Raw genomic sequence first — 20,874 nt, forward strand, 5'->3', positions numbered from 1 at the left:
GCGTGCGATACCGGCGCGAGCCTCGGAAAACGCCGGAACAGTGGAGTCGGGTCGGGCATACTCGGCTGTACGTCCCGCGATCACAGCCCGGTCGTGGGGTATGCGGAGGCGAAAGGCTGTCCATGGACAAGAAATCGCTGACAGCGGTGGCCCGGCAGCAACTCAGGCTGGCCGCGACCGTGACCAGTGGCCGCAGCTCGCAGACCATCTACGGCGGTCACGCGAATTCGCTACGCCAGACCGTGGTGGGGTTGTGCGCGGGGCAGGGCCTGGCCGAACACGACAACAACGGGGAGGCCACCCTGCTCGTCCTCTCCGGCACGCTCACGCTGCACAGCGGGGACAACGAGTGGAAGGGTTCGGCCGGGGACCTGCTGGTGGTGCCTAAGGCCCGGCACAGTGTGCAGGCCATCGACGATGTGGCCTTCTTGCTGACGGTCGCCAAGTAGGTGGCCCGGCTCGCCTGATCGCCGGCCCTTCGCCGGTAATGTGATCGGCTATGGGGCAGCCGCAGCCGATTCTCGAACCACTCACCCCGGCCGCGTATTTCCTGGTGGCCACCATCGACCCCGGTGGCGAGGCGGCGGCGCGGGATCTGCTCGCCGAACTGCCCGGTCTGCGCCGGGCCATCGGATTCCGGTTGCCGGGTGCCGGGCTGGGGTGTATCACCGGGATCGGCGCGACCGCCTGGGATCGGCTGTTCGGCGGGCCGCGTCCGGCCGAACTGCACGAGTTCCCTGGATACGAGGGTCCACTGCACCGGGCTCCCGCCACGCCGGGTGATCTGCTCTTCCACATCCGCGGCCAGGTGCACGACGCCTGCTTCGAGCTGGCCATGGCGATCGGTGACCGGTTGGCCGGTATCGGCCCGATCGTCGACGAAACGGTCGGCTTCCGCTATTTCGAACAGCGTGACCTGCTCGGTTTCGTCGACGGTACCGAGAATCCGGAGGGCGGCTTACCGGATACGCCCGCCGGCCGGGCCGCGCTGATCGGCGCCGACGACCCGGGTTTCACCGGCGGCAGCTATGTGATCGTGCAGAAGTATCTGCACGATCTGACCGCCTGGCGGGCGCTACCGGTGCAGGAGCAGGAACGGGTGATCGGCCGCACCAAACTCGAGGATTTCGAACTCGACGACGAGGTGAAACCCGCCGACTCACATATCGCGGTGAACCAGGTGATCGAGTCCGACGGTACCGAACGGCAGATTCTGCGCGCGAATATGCCGTTCGGCAGTGTCGGCGGCGGTGAGTTCGGCACCTATTTCGTCGGCTATTCGGCGACCCCCCGTACCACCGAGATCATGCTGGAGCGGATGTTCCTCGGGACCGACGAGGCCACCCATGATCGGATCCTGGATTTCTCCACCGCGGTCACCGGGACTCTGTTCTTCGTTCCACCCCAGGATTTCTTCGACGATCTGCCCGACCCGCCGGAGGAAGCCGCGGCGGCAGATCCGGGCACGCCGCCGGTCGCCGCCGGTTCCCTCGGTATCGGCACGTTGAAAAGGAGCAGCACCGTATGAACAACCTGCATCGCGAACTCGCGCCGATCACCGACTCGGCCTGGGCGGTTATCGAAGAGGAGGCCACCCGGACCTTCAAACGGCACAATGCCGGCCGCCGGGTGGTCGACCTGTCCGGTCCGCACGGTACGGACTATTCGGCCCGCGGGCTCGGTCATACGACGCCGATCGCGGCCCCGCACGACGGTGTCCAGGCGCGGCAGCGGGTGGTGGCGCCGCTGGTCGAGTTGCGGGTGCCGTTCACGCTTTCGCGCGAGGAGCTCGACAATGTCGAGCGCGGCGCCCAGGACACCGACCTGGACCCGGTGAAGGATGCCGCCCGCAATATCGCCTTCGCCGAGGACCGGGCCGTATTCGAGGGTTACGCGGCGGCCGGTATCACCGGTATCCGCGCCGCCTCCTCGAATCGGTCGATCGCGCTGCCCGAGGATGTGTTCGGGGTGCCGGAGGTGATCGCCCTGGCGGTGAGCCAGTTGCGGCTGGCCGGTGTCGACGGGCCGTATTCGGTGCTGCTGAGCGCCGACCTCTATACCAAGGTGAGCGAGACCTCCAACCACGGTCACCCGCTGCGCACCCATCTGGAACGGCTGGTTCCCGAGGGGGAGATCATCTGGGCGCCGGCCATCGACGGGGCGTTCGTGCTCACCACCCGTGGCGGCGACTTCGATCTCACCGTGGGCCAGGATCTGTCCATCGGTTATCTGGCCCACGACGCCGAAACAGTCCAGCTCTACTTCCAGCAGAGCATGACCTTCCACGTGTACTCGGCCGAGGCCGCCGTCGCGCTGTTCTGAGCGGGTGACCAGCGTCGTCTCCGGTCCGCTGGTGAGCGTCCGGTACGGTGTGGCCTGCACCAGTTCGCGGGGTGAACGGAGTCGGTATGCAGAGGGTGCACGCTGGTGTCGTGCCCACCGGTCGGGTGCTGGGTTACAGCCTGGCCGGAGTCGCGGTGGTCGTGGCGGTGACCGTGCCCACGGTGCTGCTGTTCGGGCCCGCCCGGGTGTTCACCGGGATCGTCCTCGGCGCCGTACTCGCCGTGGCCGCGTTGTTCGCGCTGTTCACCCGGGACACGGTGATCCTGACCGAGCAGGCGATCCACCGGCGTACACCGTGGTCGGCGAGCAGTATCGCTTGGGAGCGTGTGGTGGCCGGGCGCTTCGGCCTCGACGAGGACGCGCGCTGGTCGTTCGCGCTGGATCTGACCGGAGGTGAGGAATTGCACAGCGAACTCGTACTGCTATCGATTCCCCCGGTTCGCGGACCGGTCTCGGGAGCCTACGAAATGCGTAAGCGCGAGCAGGTCAACGAGATACGTAATATGTTGCGCCGTAAACAGATTCCGGTCACCGTGCTGCCCGATATAGCCGGTGCCCTGGAACGGCACTGGCAGATCGCCCCACCGACTCGCTGAGCGCGTCCGGTGCCCTGCTCGCACGGGGCGGACGGGCACAGATCCCGTCCGCTGCCACTATGGGCAATGGTTTGCCGCACGAGAGGAGAGCACAGAGCAATGGTCCGCTATGCCCGGGCACTCGCGGGGGTACTGACATTGGTGGCGGCGCTGTGTGCCGGACTGCCGGGGGTCGTCGCGCGGGCACAGGCGGCCTGGTATCCAGGGCACCTGCTCTCGGCCGAACCGCTCGACCGGCCGTGGGCCGGGCTGGACGGTGTGCGGCGTATCGAATACGTCACCACCGGCCCCGGCGGTGAACTGGTTCCCGCCGCCGCCCTGGTGCGCCTACCCCAGGGGCCGGTCCCGGAAGGGGGCCGCCGGGTGGTCGCCTGGGACCACGGCACCTCCGGGCTCGCGCAGAACTGCGGTCTCACCGGTTCGAAAGAACTCGAACAGGACACCGGCCCGACCGTGGCGCGCATCAACGACGCCGGATACGCCGTCGTCGCCCCCGACTACATCGGGCTGAGCCCCAATTCGCCGGGTCCCCATCCTTATCTGCACACCACGAGCGAGGCCACCGCCACCATCGATGCGGTGCGTGCCGCCCGCTCCGCCTACCCCGAGCTCGCCCCGAGCTGGGCGGTGGCCGGGTGGTCACAGGGTGGGCACGCCGCGCTCGGCACCGGCCGGCTCGCCCCCGAATACGCCCCCGAACTCGACTTCCGCGGTACCGCCGCCCTGGCCCCGGTCAGCAATCTGGAGAGCATGTTCCTGCGTTCGCGCCCGGATCAGCCCGAGCTGCCCGGCTATGTGGGCCGGTCCGCGCCCATGGTGCTCGCCGGTATGGTCGGCGCCCGGCTGGGCCCGGAGATCCGCGACTTCCTGACCCCGCAGGGCCGCAAGTTCATCGCCGGCATCATCGCCGGCTGCAATGCACAGGCCGAGGCCATGCTGTACACCACGGAGATCGGGTCCCTGGTTTCGCGACCCCTCGACGATCCGGACTTCGCGTCGGTGGTACGCGACTACATGAGCGTGCCGATCAGCGGCTACCAGGATCCGATCCTGGTCGTCCACGGCACCTATGACACCGTGGTCCCGCTACCGCTGACTCTCGCCCTGATGGGACAGTTCGCCCTGAACGGCACGCAGCATGTGGTCCAGATTCTCGAGGCAGGCCACGAAGACCTGGAGGAGAACGGCGGCCTCGACCGCACCCTCACCTTCCTCGAGAAGGTGCTCCCGGCCGGCTGAACGGCTCAGACGAACGCCCGTTCGATGATCGCCGTCGTATCCACGCCCGTGGGCAGGGTGCCGAACGCGGCGCCCCAGTCCGCACCCAGCCGGGACGCGCAGAAGGCGTCGGCGACCGCGCGGTGCCCGTGCCGGACCAGCTGGGCGCCCTGCAGGACCAGTGCCATCAGCTCGACGACCCGGCGCGCCCGATACTCGATATCGCTGCGATCGGCCAGCTCCTTGCCGACCCGGTCGATCGCGTGATCCAGATGCGGGTTCTCGCCGCGGGCCCGGGACACCTCGGTGAAGTACGCCTCCACGGTTTCGGGCCGGGTGCCCATCGCGCGCAGGGCGTCGAGCGCGGCCACATTGCCCGACCCCTCCCAGATCGACATGAGCGGCGCCTCCCGGTACAGCCGCGGCATCCCGGACTCTTCGACGTAACCGTTTCCGCCGAAACATTCGAGCGCCTCGGCGGCGTGTGTGGCCGCGCGTTTGCACACCCAGTACTTGGTCACCGCGAGCGCGATCCGGCGCAGCGCGGCTTCGCCGGGATCGGTCGCGGCGCGATCGGTGGCCCCGGCCAGCCGCAGCATGACCGTGGTGGCGGCCTCGGATTCGAGCACCAGGTCGGCCAGGACATTGCGCATCGCGGGCTGGTCGACCAGTGCGGCGCCGAACGCCTTGCGATGGCGGGCGTGGTGCACCGCCCGTACGGCCGCCGTGCGCATCCCGACCGCGGAACCGATCACACAGTCGAGACGGGTCATATTGACCATTTCGATGATGGTCTTCACCCCGGCGCCCTCCGCGCCGACCGGCCAGCCGATCGCGTTCTCGTACTCGATCTCCGAGGACGCGTTCGATTTGTTGCCCAGTTTGTCCTTGAGCCGCTGCAGCCGGATCGGGTTGCGGGACCCGTCGGGCAGCACCCGCGGCAGCAGGAAACACGACAGCCCGCCCGGCGCCTGCGCGAGGGTCAGGAACATATCCGACATGGGCGCCGAGGTGAACCATTTGTGCCCGACGAGCCGATACGTGCCGTCGGGTTGCGGGGTTGCGGTGGTGGTGTTGGCCCGGACGTCGGACCCGCCCTGCTTCTCCGTCATCGACATACCGGCGATGAGCCCCGTCTTGCTCGACGGTTCGCGCAACCCGAAGTCGTAGGCGCGGGCGGTGAGCAGCGGTTCGTACTGTGCCGCCAGCTCCGGGTTGTGCCGCAGTGCCGGAATCGCGGCGTAGGTCATCGAGATGGGACACATGTGCCCGGCGTCGGCGGCGCCCCAGACGTAGAACTTGGCGGCCCGTGCCACATGGGCGCCGGTCCGGTCGTCGGCCCACGGTGCGGCGTGCAGTCCGTGTTCGACCGCCACCGTCATCAGATCGTGCCAGTGCGGATGGAATTCCACCTCGTCGACGCGGTTGCCGTAGCGGTCGTGGGTGTGCAGGACGGGCGGATATTCGTTGGCGAGCCGGCCCCACTGCTGAACCCGCTCGGTACCGGCGAGCGTGCCGAGTTCGCGCACTTCCGCCTCCGCCCATCCGGCGCCCTCCCGGTGCAGACCGGCCAGCAACGCCGGATCCCGCGAGACCTCGAACGGCGTGATCGGCGGGACCTGGTTGAGAACCTCGTGCGTGAGCATCCATCGATTATGCGTCCCATGTCACACCACGGGCGGCCGGGGATCGGGACCGGTCGGTATCGAGGGGGTGGTGATCGGGCCCGGTCACGCGCCGGCCTCGGCGGCTTCGCCCCGGCGGCTTCGCCCCGCAGCGGGGGCGGTGTGCCGGGCGGCGTCTTGGATATGCCGGTTAACCTGTGCGAATGCGCCGACTGAGCGTTGTCGACGAAATCTTCCTGCGCACCCACCAGGGGCTCGGCACCCCGATCGCGCTCCAGGGCCTGTGGCGTACCGCCGGCGCGGTGGAACCCGAGGTACTCGCGCGACTGCACGAGGCACTGCGCACCGGGCCGCTCGCCCGCCGGGTGGTCCGCCCCCGCGTCCCGGGCGCTCGGGCGCGGTGGCAGCGCAACGAGCGCGCTCATCCGCTCGACCGGCACCGTGATGCGCTCGCACCCGCCGCGATCCCGCACTGGGCCGACACGTGTGGTGGCGACCTGGATCCCGAATACGGTCCGGGTTGGCGGCTGTCGGCGGCGCCGCTCACCGACGGGGGCACGGTCGTGGCGCTCACCTGCTCTCACGTTCTCGCCGATGCCCGCGGGCTCATCCTCGCTGTCGAACGAGCACTGGACGCGCTCGACTCCGGTCGCACGGTGGACCGTTCGCGTGGCCGACCGGGGAAGAAAGCGGGCGGCGGGGCCGGGGACGGCCCGGATTCGGACTGGCTCGATGCGGCGCGGACCTGGGCGACGGTCGGGCTCGGTGGCGTACGTGCCGCTGCCGCCCGGATACGGCGAGGTACCCGAGGGCCGGGGCACGGGCGACCGCCGCCCCTGGCCGGATCTTCGGCGACTGCCGCACCGGTCGCGGCTGCCGAGCCGCCCGTGCCTGCCGAGCTGTCCGAGGCAGCTGGACCGTCCGTGCCTGCCCACCCGCCGCGGCCTGCCGGACTGCCGGTTCCCCCGGCGGCTGCCGGTCTCGCCGATCTCACCGGAACCGCCGAAGCCTCCATACGCGCCGAGCTGAGCGAACCGGCACTGATCTTGCGATGCCCGGCCGCGGACTGGGAGGCGGTCGCCACGGAATACGGTGGTACGGCCAACAGTCTGTTCATCTGGTTCATCGCGAACACGCTGTGGGCCGCGGGTTTTCCCGAGGCCGAGATCGCGGCGAGTCTGCCCGTGGACACCCGGGACGAACCTCGGATCGACAACGATCTGGCCGTGACAGAGATCGCGGTGTCCCCCGGGGACGGGCCGGCCGATATCCGCTCGAAGAGCCGCTCGGCCTACGAGCGGCGGATGACCAGCCCCGGTGGGCTACCGGAGGAGTTCCTCTACCTGGTGCCCGACAAAGTGGCCCATCGGCTGTCCCGGGGCGCGGGGGAACGCGACATCCTGTGCTCCAATATCGGCCCGATCCCGCCGGCGCTGTCGGCCCTCGGTCCGCACGAGTGCACCGGTATCGCGACCCGGGCCGTTCATCCCGGCCTCGACCACGCGCGGCGGCCGCGCACCCGGCTGTCCGGCTATCTGTGCCGTTTCCGGGACGACTACATCCTGACCGTCGCGAGTCTCTACCCGGAACGTATAGCCGATGCGGCCGCACTGCACCGGCTGGTCACCGCGACCGCCGCGCGGGTGGACCTGCCGATCCGGCCGTGGTGAAGGTCAGCGGTTGGCGCGATACCAGCGGATCAGCGCATCGGTGGACGAATCATCTTGCGCTGCGGGTTCTTCCGGGCTTGTCAGCAGTGGGGCCAGCGCCAGGGCCTGCTGTTTGCCCAGTTCCACACCCCACTGATCGAAACTGTCGATACCCCAGATCACGCCGGCCACGAACACCTGGTGCTCGTAGAGCGCGATCAGCTGGCCCAGCACCGCGGGGGTGAGCCGGGGCGCGAGGATCGTGGTGCTCGGCCGGTTTCCGGGCATCACCTTGTGCGGTACCAGTTCCGGCGGTGTGCCCTCGGCGGTGATCTCCTCGGCTGTCTTCCCGAACGCCAGCACCTTGGTCTGCGCGAACAGATTGCTCATCAGGATGTCGTGCATACTGCCGGTGCCGTCGCGGGTGGGCAGATCGTCGGTGGGCTGGGCGAAACCGATGAAATCGGCGGGGATCAGCCGGGTGCCCTGGTGCAGGAGCTGGTAGAAGGCGTGTTGACCGTTGGTGCCGGGTTCGCCCCAGAAGATCTCGCCGGTGGTGGTGGTGACCGGGGAACCGTCCACGCGCACCGATTTTCCGTTCGACTCCATCGTGAGCTGCTGGAGATAGGCCGGGAAACGGGCGAGATCATTGGAGTACGGCAGTACCGCGCGCGACTGTGCGCCGAAGAAGTTCGCGTACCACACGCCGAGCAGTGCCAACAGGACCGGCGCGTTCTCCGCCGGGGGCGCGGTGGCGAAATGACGGTCCATATCGTGCATACCGGCGAGGAATTCGGCGAACCGGGCGGGACCGATCGTCACCATGACCGACAGGCCGATGGCCGAATCCACCGAATACCGGCCGCCGACCCAATCCCAGAAGCCGAACATATTGTCGGTGTCGATACCGAACTCGGTGACTCGCCCGGCGTGCGTGGACACCGCGACGAAATGCTTCGCCACGGCGTCCGGACCGAGGGCGTCGACCAGCCAGCGGCGAGCGGCGGTCGCGTTGGTCAGGGTCTCCAGGGTCGAGAAGGTTTTGGAGGCGACGATGAACAGGGTGGTCGCCGGATCCAGATCCGCCAGTGTGGCCACGAGGTCGGCGGGGTCCACATTGGAGACGAACCGGGCGCCGATACCGGCGTCCGCGTAGTGGCGCAGCGCCTGGTGCACCATCACGGGGCCGAGATCCGAACCGCCGATACCGATGTTCACCACGGTGCGGATCCGCTCCCCGGTCGCACCGCGCCAGGCGCCCGAACGCACCGAGTCGGCGAAGGCGCCCATCCGGTCGAGTACCTCGTGCACCGCGGCGACCGCGTCCGCGCCGTCGATGGTGAGCGAACTGCCCTTCGGCAACCGCAACGCGGTATGTCCGACCGCCCGGTCCTCGGATGTGTTGATGTGTTCGCCCCGCAGCATCCGGTCGCGCTGCGGTTCCACACCTGCCTCCCGGGCCAGATCCACCAGCAATTGCAGGGTCTCCCGGGTGACGCGATGCTTGCTGTAATCGATCCGCAGCTCGCCCGCGGTCAGCGTGAGGTCGCGACCGCGCGCTGGATCTTCGGCGAACAGGTCCCTCAGGTGCAGGGCGACGATCGCCTCGTAGTGATCACGCAATTTCTGCCATGCCGCCGATGCGGTGATGTCGACGCTCACACTGGCCGAGGGTACAACCCGCGGGAGCCGGACGCAGGCAGGACCGGGCCCACGCCGCGGCCCGGGCGACCATATGGGCACAACCGAGGGCAGTTGCCCGCCGATAACCCGGCATACCACCTGCCATCGGTTGGCCCGGTCACCACTGCCCGATGAGCCGCCCGCAGCGGCCATACTGCGGGCGGCCCCGTCAGCTCACGGTCGCAGCAGTCGATCGGTCGCGGCGCCGCCACCACGTCACTGCCCAGAGCGTGTGCCCGAACCCCAGTATCGCCAGGACGACTGCGCTGTCCAGCACGCTCGGACCGGACCGGGCCGCGGCAATTCCCTGGATCGCGCGAATCAGGAGAGTGACATCGGCCGGCACGGTGTAGGTGACCGCCACGGTGAGGCACAGTGCGGTCCCGAGCACCAGGACGACGCTGTACACCCGGACCGCGCGCCGTTCGTGGTGCGGTAGGTCGACGCTCGGATCGGCCGCGGTCCGGTAGTGCCCGGTTACCGCGTGCCGGACCCGGTTACCGAGGTAGCGCGCGTACGCGCGGCCGTCTCCGTACAGATCACGGCATGCGGTGAGGTCTTGGAGGACGAAATACAGGTCGGTGCGCATGAACACCATCAGCTGGAACGACAGCGGTAGCAACGCGAGAATCGTCGCCGCGGCCAAGAGCCGATGTGCGAGGCTGTGCTCCGTCACCACCGTCTGTAGCAACACCGCGGTCGAAGCGACCGCGAGGTCCACCGCGATCCCGGCGAGATAGGCCGTGATCCGATACCGGCGGGGAGCGAGTTCTATACCGCTGATATCGGTTTCGGCGACCAGGAACTGTAGCCGCGTACCCAGCTGGATGCGGGATCGGACACCGGTGGCCCGGGCAGTGGCGAAATGCGCCAACTCGTGCAGGAAGAGCAACGACCAACCGAAGACGAACCCTGTCACGAGGACGAGACTGCCGTGCGAACTCCACAGCAGATCGCGAAAACCGGGCCGCGCCCGCGGCATACGGACCAAGGTGACCGCCGCCGCCACTACCAGGCAGGCGAGCAGCACCGGCAGTATCGGATGTAGCGCGTAGCGGACGTGTTCGGGACGCAGACGTGGAAGCGTCGGGGGTAGCGGTGACGCGGAAGGCACCGGGCAACCGTCGAGTTCGGCCACGAAGCCCAATTCCGTCAAATCGGCGACGAAGGCCAGGACATCGAACTCGGTGCCCCGCTGCCCGGCCAGTTGCCGGGTGGCCTCGGCGATACTGGCTCCGCTCGCGAGAATCTCGATCGCCGCCACCCCCGCTTCCGGGAGCGCGACGAAAACCCGCGTCTCGAATCGCCCGACGAGCCATTCGCCACGATCGGGCCGGATGGCCAGCTCGTGCAGCAGAACCCGGCTCGTCGCGGTGGGTCCGGATTGTCGCGGATCGGTCACCGCGCATCCCCGCACACCGGGCAATCCGGGCGCGGCGGGAAACGCTCATAGATCGGTTCCCCGGGCACCGCGAGGTTCAGACCGTATTGGAAGCCCGGCTCGATACGCGGCGCACCGGTCAGCACAGCCAGGGCCAGATGCGCGAGCAGGTTGCCGGTGATCACCGCGGAGACGGCGTTCACCGGATGCCAGGGCAATTGTGGTACGAGGCTTTCCGGAGCCACTTCGGCGGGTCGGCGGTCGTCGCGCCCCTGGATATCCTGATCGTGCAGGCATTCCCAGCAGGCGCCCTGTCCCGGCACGTGCACCTGGGCCGTGGCGAGCGGGCCGTGGTATCCAGCAGTCACCCAGGGCAGCTCGGCGGCGGCACAGGCGCGATTGGCCCACCGCCGGCTGGCGCGCGGTTTATCGGCGCAGAACGCGAGCAGGTCGTAACCGCGTCGCAGCAGGCCGGCGAGATCGGCGCGACTGTCGATCCGCCGTTGTTCACCGGTGATCTCGACGTCGGAATTGAGTGCCCGCAATTGCGCGACCGCGGCGTCGACCTTGGGTTTGCCGATATGGTCCTCCCGGTAGAGGACCTGGCGGCTGAGGTTCGACAGTTCGACGATATCGGGATCGACGCAGTGCAGGTGGCCGACACCTGATGCGACGAGTGCTTGCGCTGCCGCCCCGCCGACCCCGCCGATTCCGATCAGCAACACTCGGGAGCGGCCCAGGCGGAGTTGGATATCCCACGGGGTCGACCGCGGCGTCCCGTCGATCCATTCGAAGAACGCCATACTCCGCGAGTAGCGTTCCCGCCGCGCGGGCCCGAGCTCCGCCGGTACGGGGGCACCGGCGTCTTCGACGAAACCGGAGTCGAGCAGTACCTGCATCGCGCGCATCACCTCGGCACCGGATGCCGAGCTGTGCCGCCTGGTCACTTCATCGACGATCTCGGCGGGGGATCTGGTCGCGTCCATCGACTGGACCACTTCCCAGATCCACCCGCCGGGATCCGCCACTTCCACGCCGATCCCCGGGACGGTCGCGCCGATCCGCACCTGCCCGCCGGTTGTGCGGTAGGGGACATGCTCCCGTTTGATGCGGGGCCGCCGCATATCCGAGGCATTGACCTGGTCCAATACGAGCTCCTTGTCCCCGGCGGCCGGTGCGGGTCGGTCCCGCTTTCAGTCGAGGGCCGGTCGCACCGGCTCCGGGGCGCCGGTGCCCTGCGGACCAGTCGGCGCCTACGGTTCCCGACCCTCGGTCGGCGCCACTAATTCGTGGTCGACCCGCTGAGGCCGGTGGTGTCCTTCTTGTCGAGGCGCCGGATCACAATCGGTGCGGGCTCGGTCGCCGGTTTGCCGGAGGGCTTGGTTGTGTGCTTCTCCATCAGCGGATCTTCCTTACCTCGCCGTCGAGTAGGTGTACCTCACTTGCATGTTGTCCGGAGTTTGCGTGCCCCTTTCTCCTCTGTGGGCCCCGCGAATCTGCTCCTGGCTCGCAGTCGAGCGCTGGTTGCCCGATTCTCGAGTGGTATCTCTACCCGGAGTTCGCCCCGCTGAGGCCGGTGGTTTCCTTCTTGTCGAGGCGCCGGATCACAATCGGTGCGGGCTCGGTCGCCGGTTTGGCGGGGGGCTTGGTTGTGTGCTTCTCCATCGGCGGGACTCCTTATCTTGCCGTTAAATAAGTGCACATCACTTACGTGTATAGAGTCGGTCTTCTCGCTGCCGCCGTCAACCCCCCGCTGACCCCGCTTGATGAGGACCCCGGCGAAATCTGTCATCGGACAGGGCTGATGGGCCGGCCCCGCCACGCTGTTCCGGCCCGGCGCAAAACTTCGAGGCAGAACCTACGCTGGCCGTATGGCCTCAGAATCCGAAGTTCTCGCATCCGTACCGAAACAACTGTGGATCGGCGGACCCGTCGATGCGACCGGCGGGGGTACCTTCCCGGTGCACAATCCAGCGAACGGCGAGGTTATCGCCGAGGTCGCGGACGGAACCCCGGATGACGCCGTGCGGGCACTGGATGCCGCGGCGGCGGCCCAGGTGGATTGGGCGGCCACCCCGGCGCGCGAGCGCGGTGAGATCCTGCGGGCGGTCTTCGAGCGCATCACCGCGCGCGCCGAGGAATTCGCGCTGCTGATGACCCTGGAGATGGGCAAGGCCCTGCCGGAGAGCCGTAACGAGGTCCGCTACGGTGCCGAGTTCTTCCGCTGGTTCAGCGAGGAGGCCGCACGGATCCACGGTCGCTATCTACACGCGCCGTCGGGTACCGGCCGCATCCTGGTACATAAACAGCCGGTCGGTCCGTGTCTGGCGATCACCCCGTGGAACTTCCCGCTCGCGATGGGTACCCGCAAGATCGGCCCCGCGCTGGCGGCGGGCTGCACCATGATCGTCAAACCGGCTTCGGCGACCCCGCTCACCATGTTGCTGCTGGCGAAGCTGTGCTCCGAGGCCGGTCTGCCCGACGGTGTGCTGTCGGTGATCACCTCCCGCCGGTCCGGTGCGGTGACGCAGCCGCTGCTCGACGATCCCCGGTTGCGCAAGCTCACTTTCACCGGCTCCACCGAGGTCGGTCGCACCCTCGTCGAGAAATCGGCCTCCGGCCTGCTGCGCACCTCGATGGAACTCGGCGGGAACGCGCCGTTCGTGGTGTTCGACGACGCCGATATCGACGCGGCCGTCGAGGGGGCCCTGCTGGCCAAGCTGCGCAACGGCGGTGAGGCGTGCACCGCGGCCAACCGCTTCCACGTACACCGCGCGGTGGTCGAGGAGTTCACCGAGAAGTTCGTGGCGGCGATCAACTCACAGGTCCGGATGGGTCCGGGTACCGATCCGGACACCACGCTCGGTCCGCTGGTCAGCGAGGACCAGCTGAACACCGTCGCCGAACTGGTCGACGACGCGGTCGGCGCGGGCGCGTCGGTCCGGGTCGGTGGGAAGGCTCCGGGCGGCCCGGGCTGGTTCTATCCGGCGACCGTGCTCACCGATATCCCCGCGCGGGCACGCATCCTCCGCGAGGAGGTTTTCGGCCCGGTCGCGCCGATCGTCGCCTTCGATACCGAGGAGGAGGGGCTGGCCGCCGCCAACGACACCGAGTTCGGCCTGGTGAGCTATATCTACACCCGGGACCTCGACCGGGCGCTGCGGGTGGCCGAGGGGCTGGAGAGCGGAATGGTGGGGGTGAACCGCGGGGTGATCTCGGACCCGGCGGCCCCGTTCGGTGGTGTCAAGGCCTCCGGTTTCGGCCGGGAAGGCGGCACCGAGGGGATCGAGGAATACCTGTCAACCAAGTACATCGCTATGACGTGACAGACAGTACGAACCGCCCTGGGGCGTGGTCACCCGGGGCGGTTCGTGAGGTTGCGGCGGTCTGCGGGCCGCCGCGTCGGTTCTGTTGGGACCTAGCGGCCGAGACGTCCACGCCCGAGGCGCAGCAGCAGCATCGCCAGGGTATGACCCTCCTGGCCGAGTTCGCTGAAGCGCTCCAGCACCTTCATCTCCCGGCTGTGCACCAGGCGGGTACCCCCGGAAGCCATCCGGGTCCGTCCGATTACCCGCGAGATCTCCGTTCGGCGCTTGATGGCCGTGAGGATCTCCGCATCCAGCCGGTCGATCTCCTTACGGAGCTTTTCGATCTCGGCTTCGGTCCGAGGGAGCTCCGAGTCCGTGTCGGTAGTCGAACCCGACCCGGTCGCCGTAGCGGGTGTGCTCATTTCTCATCTCCTCGTGTCAGAACCTGGATCGGCGCCGAGGCGCGTCGTGTTACCGATCCAGAGTTCTTCCACCGCGTGAAAAAGACCCGGCGGGTCTGGTAGTGCCGTGCCCCCTTACCTGCCCCTCCGGGCCTCAGGTGCCCGGTCTGCGGCCCAGCTGTCCACACAACCGGCGCGGATGTTTCGCTGAAGGGCAAACCATATTGCCAGTTTGCCACGGTAACCGATGTATGCAAAACGCTCACGGGTGGGGATATCGGACCGCCGCGTGGTCCCGGCGGCGACGAATTCGGCCGAGTGTTCGATCGTGTCGGGTCGCGGCGGTAGCGTGAACAGACGATGGACACCACCGCGGCAGCACTTCGTTCGGATTCGCACAATTCCCGTGCCACCACCTCCGCCGCCGGCTCACCGGAGCCCGGCGCGGCGCCGGAGGCCGCGACCCTGCCCGGCCCGGAGCTATCCGGTGCCGACCGCCGGGCGGCGGCGCCCGGCAGCCGCGAGCCCGGTGCTTCCGGCGGCCTCGCCGCGCTGCGGCAGCGGGTGCAGGCCGAGCAGGCGCAGCAGCGCACGGAGACCGCGCAGCGCCGGGCCGAGGAGGCCGAGCAGCTACTGGAGGGCCTCAACCCGCAGCAGCGCGCCGCCGTACTGCACACCGGGTCGCCCCTGCTGATCGTGGCCGGCGCGGGGTCGGGCAAGACCGCCGTGCTGACCCGCCGGATCGCCTATCTGCTGGCCGCGCGCGGGGCCACCCCAGGGCAGATCCTGGCCATCACCTTCACCAACAAAGCCGCCGCCGAGATGCGCGAGCGGGTCATCGGCCTGGTGGGCCCGCGCGCCGCCAGTATGTGGGTGTCGACCTTCCACTCGAGTTGTGTGCGGATCTTGCGCACTCAGTCGGCCCTGCTGGCCGGGCTGAACTCGAACTTCTCGATCTACGACGCCGACGATTCCCGGCGGCTGCTCACCATGATCGGCCGGGATCTGGAACTGGACGCCAAGAAGTACACCCCACGGCTGCTCGCGACCGCCATCTCGAACCTGAAGAACGAGCTCGTCGGCCCGGAGCAGGCGAGCAGCGACGCGGAATTCGAGGACGCCGAGCTGCCGCGCGTCGTCGCCCGTGTCTACACCGAATACCAGCGGCGGTTACGCACGGCCAACGCGCTGGATTTCGACGACCTCATCGGCGAGACGGTCGCCCTGCTGCAACGGCATCCCGAGGTCGCCGAGTACTACCGCCGCCGCTTCCGGCACGTCCTGGTGGACGAATACCAGGACACCAACCACGCGCAGTACGTGCTGGTGCGGGAACTGGTCGGGCATCACAGCACGGGAGCCGCAACCGCCGGTGAAGCCGCCGATACCGATGCCGGCGCCGCGGCCGCCGCGCCGGACACCGAGGCCCCGGGGCCGGACGCCCATACGGTGCCGCCCAGCGAGCTCTGCGTGGTCGGTGACGCCGATCAGTCCATCTACGCCTTCCGCGGCGCCACCATCCGCAATATCGAGGAATTCGAGCGCGATTTTCCCGACGCCGAGACCATTCTGCTGGAGCAGAACTACCGGTCCACGCAGAACATCCTGTCCGCGGCCAACTCGGTGATCGCGCGCAACACCAACCGCCGCGACAAGCGGCTGTGGACCGACGCCGGTGAGGGGGAACTCATCACCGGCTACGTCGCCGACAACGAACACGACGAGGCGGCCTTCGTCGCCCGTGAGATCGACCGGCTGGTGGACGAGGGCGAGGCCGCCTACTCCGATATCGCGGTGTTCTACCGCACCAACAACAACTCCCGGGCGCTGGAGGAGATCTTCATCCGGATGGGCCTGCCCTACAAAGTGGTCGGCGGGGTCCGGTTCTACGAGCGCAAAGAGGTGCGCGATATCGTCGCCTACCTGCGCGTGCTGGAGAATCCGGAGGATGCGGTGAGCCTGCGCCGGATCCTCAACACTCCACGGCGCGGTATCGGTGACCGCGCCGAAGCCTGTGTGGCAGTGCACGCCGAACAGCGCGGTATCGGTTTCGCCGAGGCACTACGCGATGCCGCCGCCGGTGAGGTCGCACTGCTGAACACCCGGGCGCGTAACGCCATCGCCGGATTCGTCGCGCTGCTCGAGCAGATCCGGGCCGCCGGGGAAATGGACGAGGTCGATTTCCCCGATGTGGGCGCGGTGGTCGAGGCAGTACTGGACCGCACCGGATACCGGGCGGAACTCGAGGCCTCCGACGATCCGCAGGACGGCGCGCGACTGGACAACCTGAACGAACTCGTCAGCGTCGCCAGGGAGTTCAGCTCCGAAGCCCGCAACGCTCTCGAGGCCGCGCGGGCCGAGGGTCTGGCACCGGAAACCGGCGAGGGTGAACCCGAACCCGGTTCGCTGGCCGCCTTCCTGGAACGTGTATCGCTGGTGGCCGATGCCGACCAGATACCCGAAGAGGGTTCGGGCATGGTCACCATGATGACCTTGCACACCGCCAAGGGCCTGGAATTCCCGGTGGTCTTCGTGACCGGATGGGAGGACGGCCAGTTCCCGCATCTGCGGGCCCTCGGCGACCCTGCCGAACTGGCCGAGGAACGCCGGCTGGCCTATGTGGGGATCACCCGGGCCCGGCGTCGCCTCTATCTCACCCGCGCGGTGGTCCGCTCGGCGTGGGGGCAGCCGGTGTTCAATCCGGAGTCCAGGTTCCTGCAGGAGGTGCCGGACCATCTGATCGATTGGAAGCGGCTGGAACCGGCACGGTCGTCTGCCCCCACGCAGTACGGCCGCCGCCGTGGGGCCGACTCGAGCGAGGAGGATTGGACCGGCGGCTGGCCGCAGTCGCGGGAGGCGCGGCCCGGTATCCGAGAGACCCGCCCGGCCCGGCGTGGCGTGTCCCGGAACAATGTCGGCCTGGTACTGGCGGTCGGCGACCGGGTCAGCGACGACAAGTACGGTCTCGGCCGGGTGGTCGCCGCGGACGGGGTGGGTGATATGGCCAGTGTGACGATCGATTTCGGGACCAGCGGCACCATCCGGCTCATCCCGAAGTTCAGTCAGACCCTGACCAAGCTGTAGCGCTCCCGCGGGGCGGGGCCGCGCGGTAGGTTCCGATCATGGAGTCTGTCGCGCAGCATCTGTTGTGGTTCCTACCGATGCTATGGCTCGGCATGGTGCTGGCCATCTCGTTCCTGGAAGCGCCGCTGAAGTTCCGCGCGCCCGGGGTCACCACCGAACTCGGGCTGGGGATCGGGCGGCTGGTGTTCCGGGCGCTGAATACCGTGGAGGCCGTACTCGCGGCGGTGCTGCTGATGGCGGCCGTCGTGCTGACGCCTCCTGGAGCGGTGTGGGTGTGGCTCGTGATCGCGGCGGTGATCCTGGTGGTCCAGTTGGCCGTGGTGCGTCCGCCGCTGTCGCGTCGCTCGGATCGGGTGCTCGCGGGTGAGGAGCTACCGCGTTCGACGGCGCACTACTGGTACATCGGGCTGGAGATCGCCAAGGTGATCGCGTTGATCGGGCTGGCGATCGCCGCCGCACCGTGAAATCAGCCCCGGCCGGGTGCCGGCGAGATCGGTGGCGTGGCACCCGGCGGGTGGAGCGGGGAGTGGCCGGTCAGTCGCCGTTGCCGGTCAAGCTGATCCCTCGGGTGGCCAGCCACGGCACCGGGTCGATCTTGTCGCTGCCGTTGAGCCACACCTCGAAGTGGCAGTGCGGGCCCGTGGAGAACCCACGGTTGCCCATTGTGGCGATCTGGTCGCCGGCGAATACGTATTCGCCCACCGAAACGGTGGTGGTGTCGACATGTCCGTAGACGGTGACGGTGCCGTCGGCGTGCAGCAGGCGTACCCACATCCCGAAACCCGAGGCGGGCCCGGCATCGATGACCTCACCGTCGGCCACCGCGTAGATCGGGGTGCCGATGGGTCCGGCCACGTCGATTCCGAGATGCTGGACGCCCCAGCGGGCGCCGAATCCGGACGTGTACGCGCCGCTGGTGAATTTCGCGAACAGCGGGCGGAACTTGGCTTCTTCGGCCTGGGCCAGATCCTCTGCGAATTGGGCCCCGTTGGCCAGTATCTCGCCGAATCGGCTGGTGTCGACCGGGAGATTGCCGCCGAGCATCTGCGGTGATGCCGTGTTCGATGCGGCGGCCGGATCCTCGGTGGCCATCGACTGGGCAGCGATCTCGTGGACCGACCCGGCCGCCTCGTAATCGGTGGTCTGCTGTGCCTGTTTGTGATCGGTGGGTTCGGCGGTGGCGCACTGCCCCGCGGCCACCACGGCGCCCGCGGCCACCGCGACGACCGCGGCGCGGCCTTTGAGCGCGGACGGCGGGGCAGCCACCCGGTGCGCGCCCCGGGAGCGGGACTGCCGGGTTTCTCCGGGGGTGTCGTCGGTGACGGGCGCGCTCTCCAGCGCCTCGGCGATCGTCGTGGGCGCGGCGTAGTGGTCGGTTTCCGCTCGGCCGCGCGGTTCATAGGGTGCGGGGTCGGGCCAGGACTGCGCAGGCGTGTCGGACCAGGACTGCGCCTCGGTCCAGCTCTGGTGGGTGTTCCAGTTCGGATCGCTGTGCCAGACGGGCTTGTCGTTCTGCTGCCACCCGCCCTGCTGCCAGTTGTCCTGAGCCTGCTGCTCACCACCGGACCAGCCGTCGGCCCGGGAATCGGCCCAGCCCTGGTTCGTCGCCCAGAAGTCGTCGGCGGCGGTGCGGTGGGCATCGGCGGCGGCCGAGGCGGCAGCGGTATTCAGGGGGCGCCTGCGGGTCCGGCTGTCACCGGGTGTGCCGAACGCGTTGAACGGCCGGTCCGCTTCGGCCGGCTGCGCGTTCTCGTGCCGGAGCCGGGCGCGACCGTCGGGGTGGGCGTCGAGGGTGCCGCGGTGGTTCATCGGCCGGTTCGCATCCGAGTGGCACCGGGCTTCCGGCCGGTGGTGCGGGGATGCGAGGCCGGAAAGGCTGCTGCCGAACGGCTCTGCGACTGCGGAGCGGGGTGCTGCGTCAAGCTGCCGTCCTCTCTAAACCTGCTCTGGGAGCAATATCACGGAGATCTCTACTCGCGGAACAACCGGGTGCGCAAGCATCCACGCTGTGCAACGTTTGTGATCGGCCTGTGACATCGACCGGCTTCGACGGTAACGAAACGATTGCGACGCGGCAAGCGGTAGGACGTTTCCAAACGTTACTGTGACATTGATCACGTTTCCGTCGCGGGTAGAGCTCACGGTCGGACACGGTGTCCTGTGATCTCGCGGCCGCGATCCGCGTTCTCGCGCCGACGGTCGCCGCGCACCGCCTGCGGCTCACCTGAAAGCTACTCGTCGGTAGCCTTGGCCTGCGTCTTTACCCTCCCCGCGGGAAAGCTCGTGACCTGCGCCACTTAGGATGAACGTGCCCGATCGGGTGTGCCTGTGAGTGGTTAGAGTCCGAACGACCCGCTACCGACGTCGGGCCGCCAACAAAGACGTTGTCATAGCAACGCAGACGAGACGGTGAGTACATGGATCTCTTCGAATATCAGGCGAAGGAGCTCTTCGTAAAGCACGGGGTGCCTTCGTCGGAAGGCCGCGTGACCGACACTGCCGAGGACGCCCGCGCCATCGCCGCGGAAATCGGCAAACCGGTGATGATCAAGTCCCAGGTGAAGGTCGGCGGTCGCGGCAAGGCCGGTGGCGTGAAGTACGCGGCCACCCCGGAGGACGCGTTCACCCACGGGCAGAACATCCTCGGCCTGGACATCAAGGGTCACATCACCAAGAAGATTCTGGTGGCCGAGGCGAAGGACATCGCCGAGGAGTACTACATCTCCTTCCTGCTCGATCGCGCCAACCGCACCTACCTGGCCATGTGCTCGGTCGAGGGCGGTATGGAGATCGAAGAGGTCGCCGCCACCAAGCCCGACCGGCTGGCCAAGGTCGCGGTCGACGCGGTCAAGGGCGTCGACCTCGCGTTCGCCCGCTCGATCGCCGAGCAGGGCCACCTGCCCGCCGATGTGCTGGACGCCGCCGCGGTGACCATCCAGAAGCTGTGGGAGGTCTTCGTCAACGAGGACGCCACCCTGGTCGAGGTCAACCCGCTGGTCCGCACTCCGGACAACGAGATCCTCGCGCTCGACGGCAAGGTCACCCTGGACGAGAACGCCGACTTCCGGCACGCCGATCACGCGGAGTTCGCGGACAAGGACGCGACCGATCCGCTGGAGCTCAAGGCCAAGGAGAACGACCTCAACTACGTCAAGCTCGACGGAGAGGTCGGCATCATCGGCAACGGCGCCGGTCTGGTCATGTCCACCCTGGACGTCGTCGCCTACGCGGGCGAGAAGCACAACGGTGTCAAGCCGGCCAACTTCCTCGATATCGGTGGTGGCGCCTCGGCCGAGGTCATGGCCAACGGGCTCGACGTCATCCTGAACGATGCCCAGGTGAAGAGCGTTTTCGTGAACGTCTTCGGTGGCATCACCGCGTGCGACGCGGTCGCGAACGGCATCGTCAAGGCCCTCGAGATCCTGGGCGACGAAGCCAATAAGCCGCTGGTGGTCCGCCTGGACGGCAACCGGGTGGAAGAGGGTCGCAAGATCCTCGCCGAGGCCGCGCACCCGCTGGTGACGCTGGCACAGACCATGGACGAAGGCGCCGACAAGGCCGCCGAACTCGCGGCCCGCTGAGTCGA

The 20,874-nt window shown here is 68.3% G+C and carries 16 protein-coding genes; 10 read left to right on the forward strand and 6 right to left on the reverse strand.

Annotated features, from left to right (window positions below):
* Nucleotides 1-122 precede the first annotated feature (122 nt).
* From NS4_RS24115 to NS4_RS24135, 5 genes are all read left to right on the forward strand, one after another.
* The gene (locus NS4_RS24115) at nucleotides 123-449 is read left to right on the forward strand and encodes a cupin domain-containing protein (protein ID WP_063061788.1); all 327 of its coding nucleotides are present in this window, start codon (nucleotides 123-125) and stop codon (nucleotides 447-449) included.
* Between the two features lie 50 nt (nucleotides 450-499).
* Nucleotides 500-1,528: a Dyp-type peroxidase gene (locus NS4_RS24120; RefSeq protein WP_063061789.1), complete on the forward strand. Its 1,029-nt coding sequence runs from the start codon at nucleotides 500-502 to the stop codon at nucleotides 1,526-1,528.
* Nucleotides 1,525-2,322 carry a family 1 encapsulin nanocompartment shell protein gene (locus tag NS4_RS24125; RefSeq protein ID WP_063061790.1) on the forward strand — a complete coding sequence of 266 codons (798 nt, stop codon included), beginning with the start codon at nucleotides 1,525-1,527 and terminating at the stop codon, nucleotides 2,320-2,322. The genes NS4_RS24120 and NS4_RS24125 overlap by 4 nt, the downstream gene beginning before the upstream one ends.
* A 110-nt stretch (nucleotides 2,323-2,432) precedes the next feature.
* Nucleotides 2,433-2,939: a hypothetical protein gene (locus NS4_RS24130; protein ID WP_245665672.1), complete on the forward strand. Its 507-nt coding sequence runs from the start codon at nucleotides 2,433-2,435 to the stop codon at nucleotides 2,937-2,939.
* A gap of 99 nt (nucleotides 2,940-3,038) precedes the next feature.
* Nucleotides 3,039-4,178 (forward strand): lipase family protein, encoded by a 1,140-nt coding sequence (locus NS4_RS24135; protein ID WP_084487659.1) that lies wholly within the window; start codon nucleotides 3,039-3,041, stop codon nucleotides 4,176-4,178.
* Nucleotides 4,179-4,183: 5 nt separating this feature from the next.
* Here NS4_RS24135 and NS4_RS24140 read toward each other — a convergent pair whose 3' ends face one another.
* Nucleotides 4,184-5,803: an acyl-CoA dehydrogenase family protein gene (locus NS4_RS24140; RefSeq protein ID WP_063061791.1), complete on the reverse strand. Its 1,620-nt coding sequence runs from the start codon at nucleotides 5,801-5,803 to the stop codon at nucleotides 4,184-4,186.
* Nucleotides 5,804-5,985: 182 nt separating this feature from the next.
* Between NS4_RS24140 and NS4_RS32845 the strand changes: the two genes are divergently transcribed.
* Nucleotides 5,986-7,452: a hypothetical protein gene (locus tag NS4_RS32845; protein ID WP_063061792.1), complete on the forward strand. Its 1,467-nt coding sequence runs from the start codon at nucleotides 5,986-5,988 to the stop codon at nucleotides 7,450-7,452.
* Nucleotides 7,453-7,455: 3 nt separating this feature from the next.
* Here NS4_RS32845 and pgi read toward each other — a convergent pair whose 3' ends face one another.
* The 3 genes from pgi to NS4_RS24160 form a co-directional block, all read right to left on the reverse strand.
* A complete protein-coding gene (pgi, locus tag NS4_RS24150) occupies nucleotides 7,456-9,093 on the reverse strand; it encodes a glucose-6-phosphate isomerase (protein WP_063061793.1) in 1,638 nt (545 codons plus the stop codon).
* A 190-nt stretch (nucleotides 9,094-9,283) separates the two neighbouring features.
* Entirely contained in the window at nucleotides 9,284-10,516 is a 1,233-nt protein-coding gene (locus NS4_RS24155) for a hypothetical protein (protein WP_063061837.1), read from the reverse strand.
* The gene (locus tag NS4_RS24160) at nucleotides 10,513-11,643 is read right to left on the reverse strand and encodes a ThiF family adenylyltransferase (RefSeq protein WP_218020395.1); all 1,131 of its coding nucleotides are present in this window, start codon (nucleotides 11,641-11,643) and stop codon (nucleotides 10,513-10,515) included. The genes NS4_RS24155 and NS4_RS24160 overlap by 4 nt, the downstream gene beginning before the upstream one ends.
* Nucleotides 11,644-12,366: 723 nt before the next feature.
* Between NS4_RS24160 and NS4_RS24165 the strand changes: the two genes are divergently transcribed.
* Entirely contained in the window at nucleotides 12,367-13,821 is a 1,455-nt protein-coding gene (locus NS4_RS24165; RefSeq protein ID WP_063061794.1) for an NAD-dependent succinate-semialdehyde dehydrogenase, read from the forward strand.
* Between the two features lie 92 nt (nucleotides 13,822-13,913).
* On the opposite strand, the gene NS4_RS24170 is transcribed toward NS4_RS24165, so the two are convergent.
* Entirely contained in the window at nucleotides 13,914-14,225 is a 312-nt protein-coding gene (locus NS4_RS24170; protein ID WP_030522366.1) for a chorismate mutase, read from the reverse strand.
* 339 nt (nucleotides 14,226-14,564) lie between these two features.
* On the opposite strand from NS4_RS24170, the gene pcrA reads away from it, so the two are divergent.
* Together pcrA and NS4_RS24180 are read left to right on the forward strand one after the other, a co-directional pair.
* Complete coding sequence (gene pcrA / locus NS4_RS24175; protein WP_245665674.1) at nucleotides 14,565-17,288, forward strand: DNA helicase PcrA; 2,724 nt, start codon at nucleotides 14,565-14,567, stop codon at nucleotides 17,286-17,288.
* A 38-nt stretch (nucleotides 17,289-17,326) separates the two neighbouring features.
* A complete protein-coding gene (locus tag NS4_RS24180) occupies nucleotides 17,327-17,752 on the forward strand; it encodes a hypothetical protein (RefSeq protein WP_063061795.1) in 426 nt (141 codons plus the stop codon).
* Nucleotides 17,753-17,822: 70 nt separating this feature from the next.
* On the opposite strand, the gene NS4_RS24185 is transcribed toward NS4_RS24180, so the two are convergent.
* A complete protein-coding gene (locus tag NS4_RS24185) occupies nucleotides 17,823-19,097 on the reverse strand; it encodes a M23 family metallopeptidase (RefSeq protein WP_063061796.1) in 1,275 nt (424 codons plus the stop codon).
* A 608-nt stretch (nucleotides 19,098-19,705) separates the two neighbouring features.
* Here NS4_RS24185 and sucC point away from each other — a divergent pair.
* On the forward strand, nucleotides 19,706-20,869 hold the full coding sequence (gene sucC / locus NS4_RS24190; RefSeq protein WP_063061797.1) for an ADP-forming succinate--CoA ligase subunit beta: 1,164 nt from the start codon (nucleotides 19,706-19,708) through the stop codon (nucleotides 20,867-20,869).
* Nucleotides 20,870-20,874: the final 5 nt, after the last annotated feature.

This window comes from Nocardia sienata NBRC 100364 (assembly GCF_001613205.1).
GTDB classification, from domain to species: domain Bacteria; phylum Actinomycetota; class Actinomycetes; order Mycobacteriales; family Mycobacteriaceae; genus Nocardia; species Nocardia sienata.

Coding starts and splice junctions, on each gene's coding strand:
- NS4_RS24125 (WP_063061790.1), top strand. CDS start 1,525: ATGAACAACCTGCATCGCGAACTCGCGCCGATCACCGACTCGGCCTGG.
- pcrA (WP_245665674.1), top strand. CDS start 14,565: ATGGACACCACCGCGGCAGCACTTCGTTCGGATTCGCACAATTCCCGT.
- NS4_RS24170 (WP_030522366.1), bottom strand. CDS start 14,225: ATGAGCACACCCGCTACGGCGACCGGGTCGGGTTCGACTACCGACACG.
- NS4_RS32845 (WP_063061792.1), top strand. CDS start 5,986: ATGCGCCGACTGAGCGTTGTCGACGAAATCTTCCTGCGCACCCACCAG.
- NS4_RS24140 (WP_063061791.1), bottom strand. CDS start 5,803: ATGCTCACGCACGAGGTTCTCAACCAGGTCCCGCCGATCACGCCGTTC.
- sucC (WP_063061797.1), top strand. CDS start 19,706: ATGGATCTCTTCGAATATCAGGCGAAGGAGCTCTTCGTAAAGCACGGG.
- NS4_RS24165 (WP_063061794.1), top strand. CDS start 12,367: ATGGCCTCAGAATCCGAAGTTCTCGCATCCGTACCGAAACAACTGTGG.
- NS4_RS24185 (WP_063061796.1), bottom strand. CDS start 19,097: ATGAACCACCGCGGCACCCTCGACGCCCACCCCGACGGTCGCGCCCGG.
- NS4_RS24120 (WP_063061789.1), top strand. CDS start 500: ATGGGGCAGCCGCAGCCGATTCTCGAACCACTCACCCCGGCCGCGTAT.
- NS4_RS24115 (WP_063061788.1), top strand. CDS start 123: ATGGACAAGAAATCGCTGACAGCGGTGGCCCGGCAGCAACTCAGGCTG.
- NS4_RS24135 (WP_084487659.1), top strand. CDS start 3,039: ATGGTCCGCTATGCCCGGGCACTCGCGGGGGTACTGACATTGGTGGCG.
- NS4_RS24180 (WP_063061795.1), top strand. CDS start 17,327: ATGGAGTCTGTCGCGCAGCATCTGTTGTGGTTCCTACCGATGCTATGG.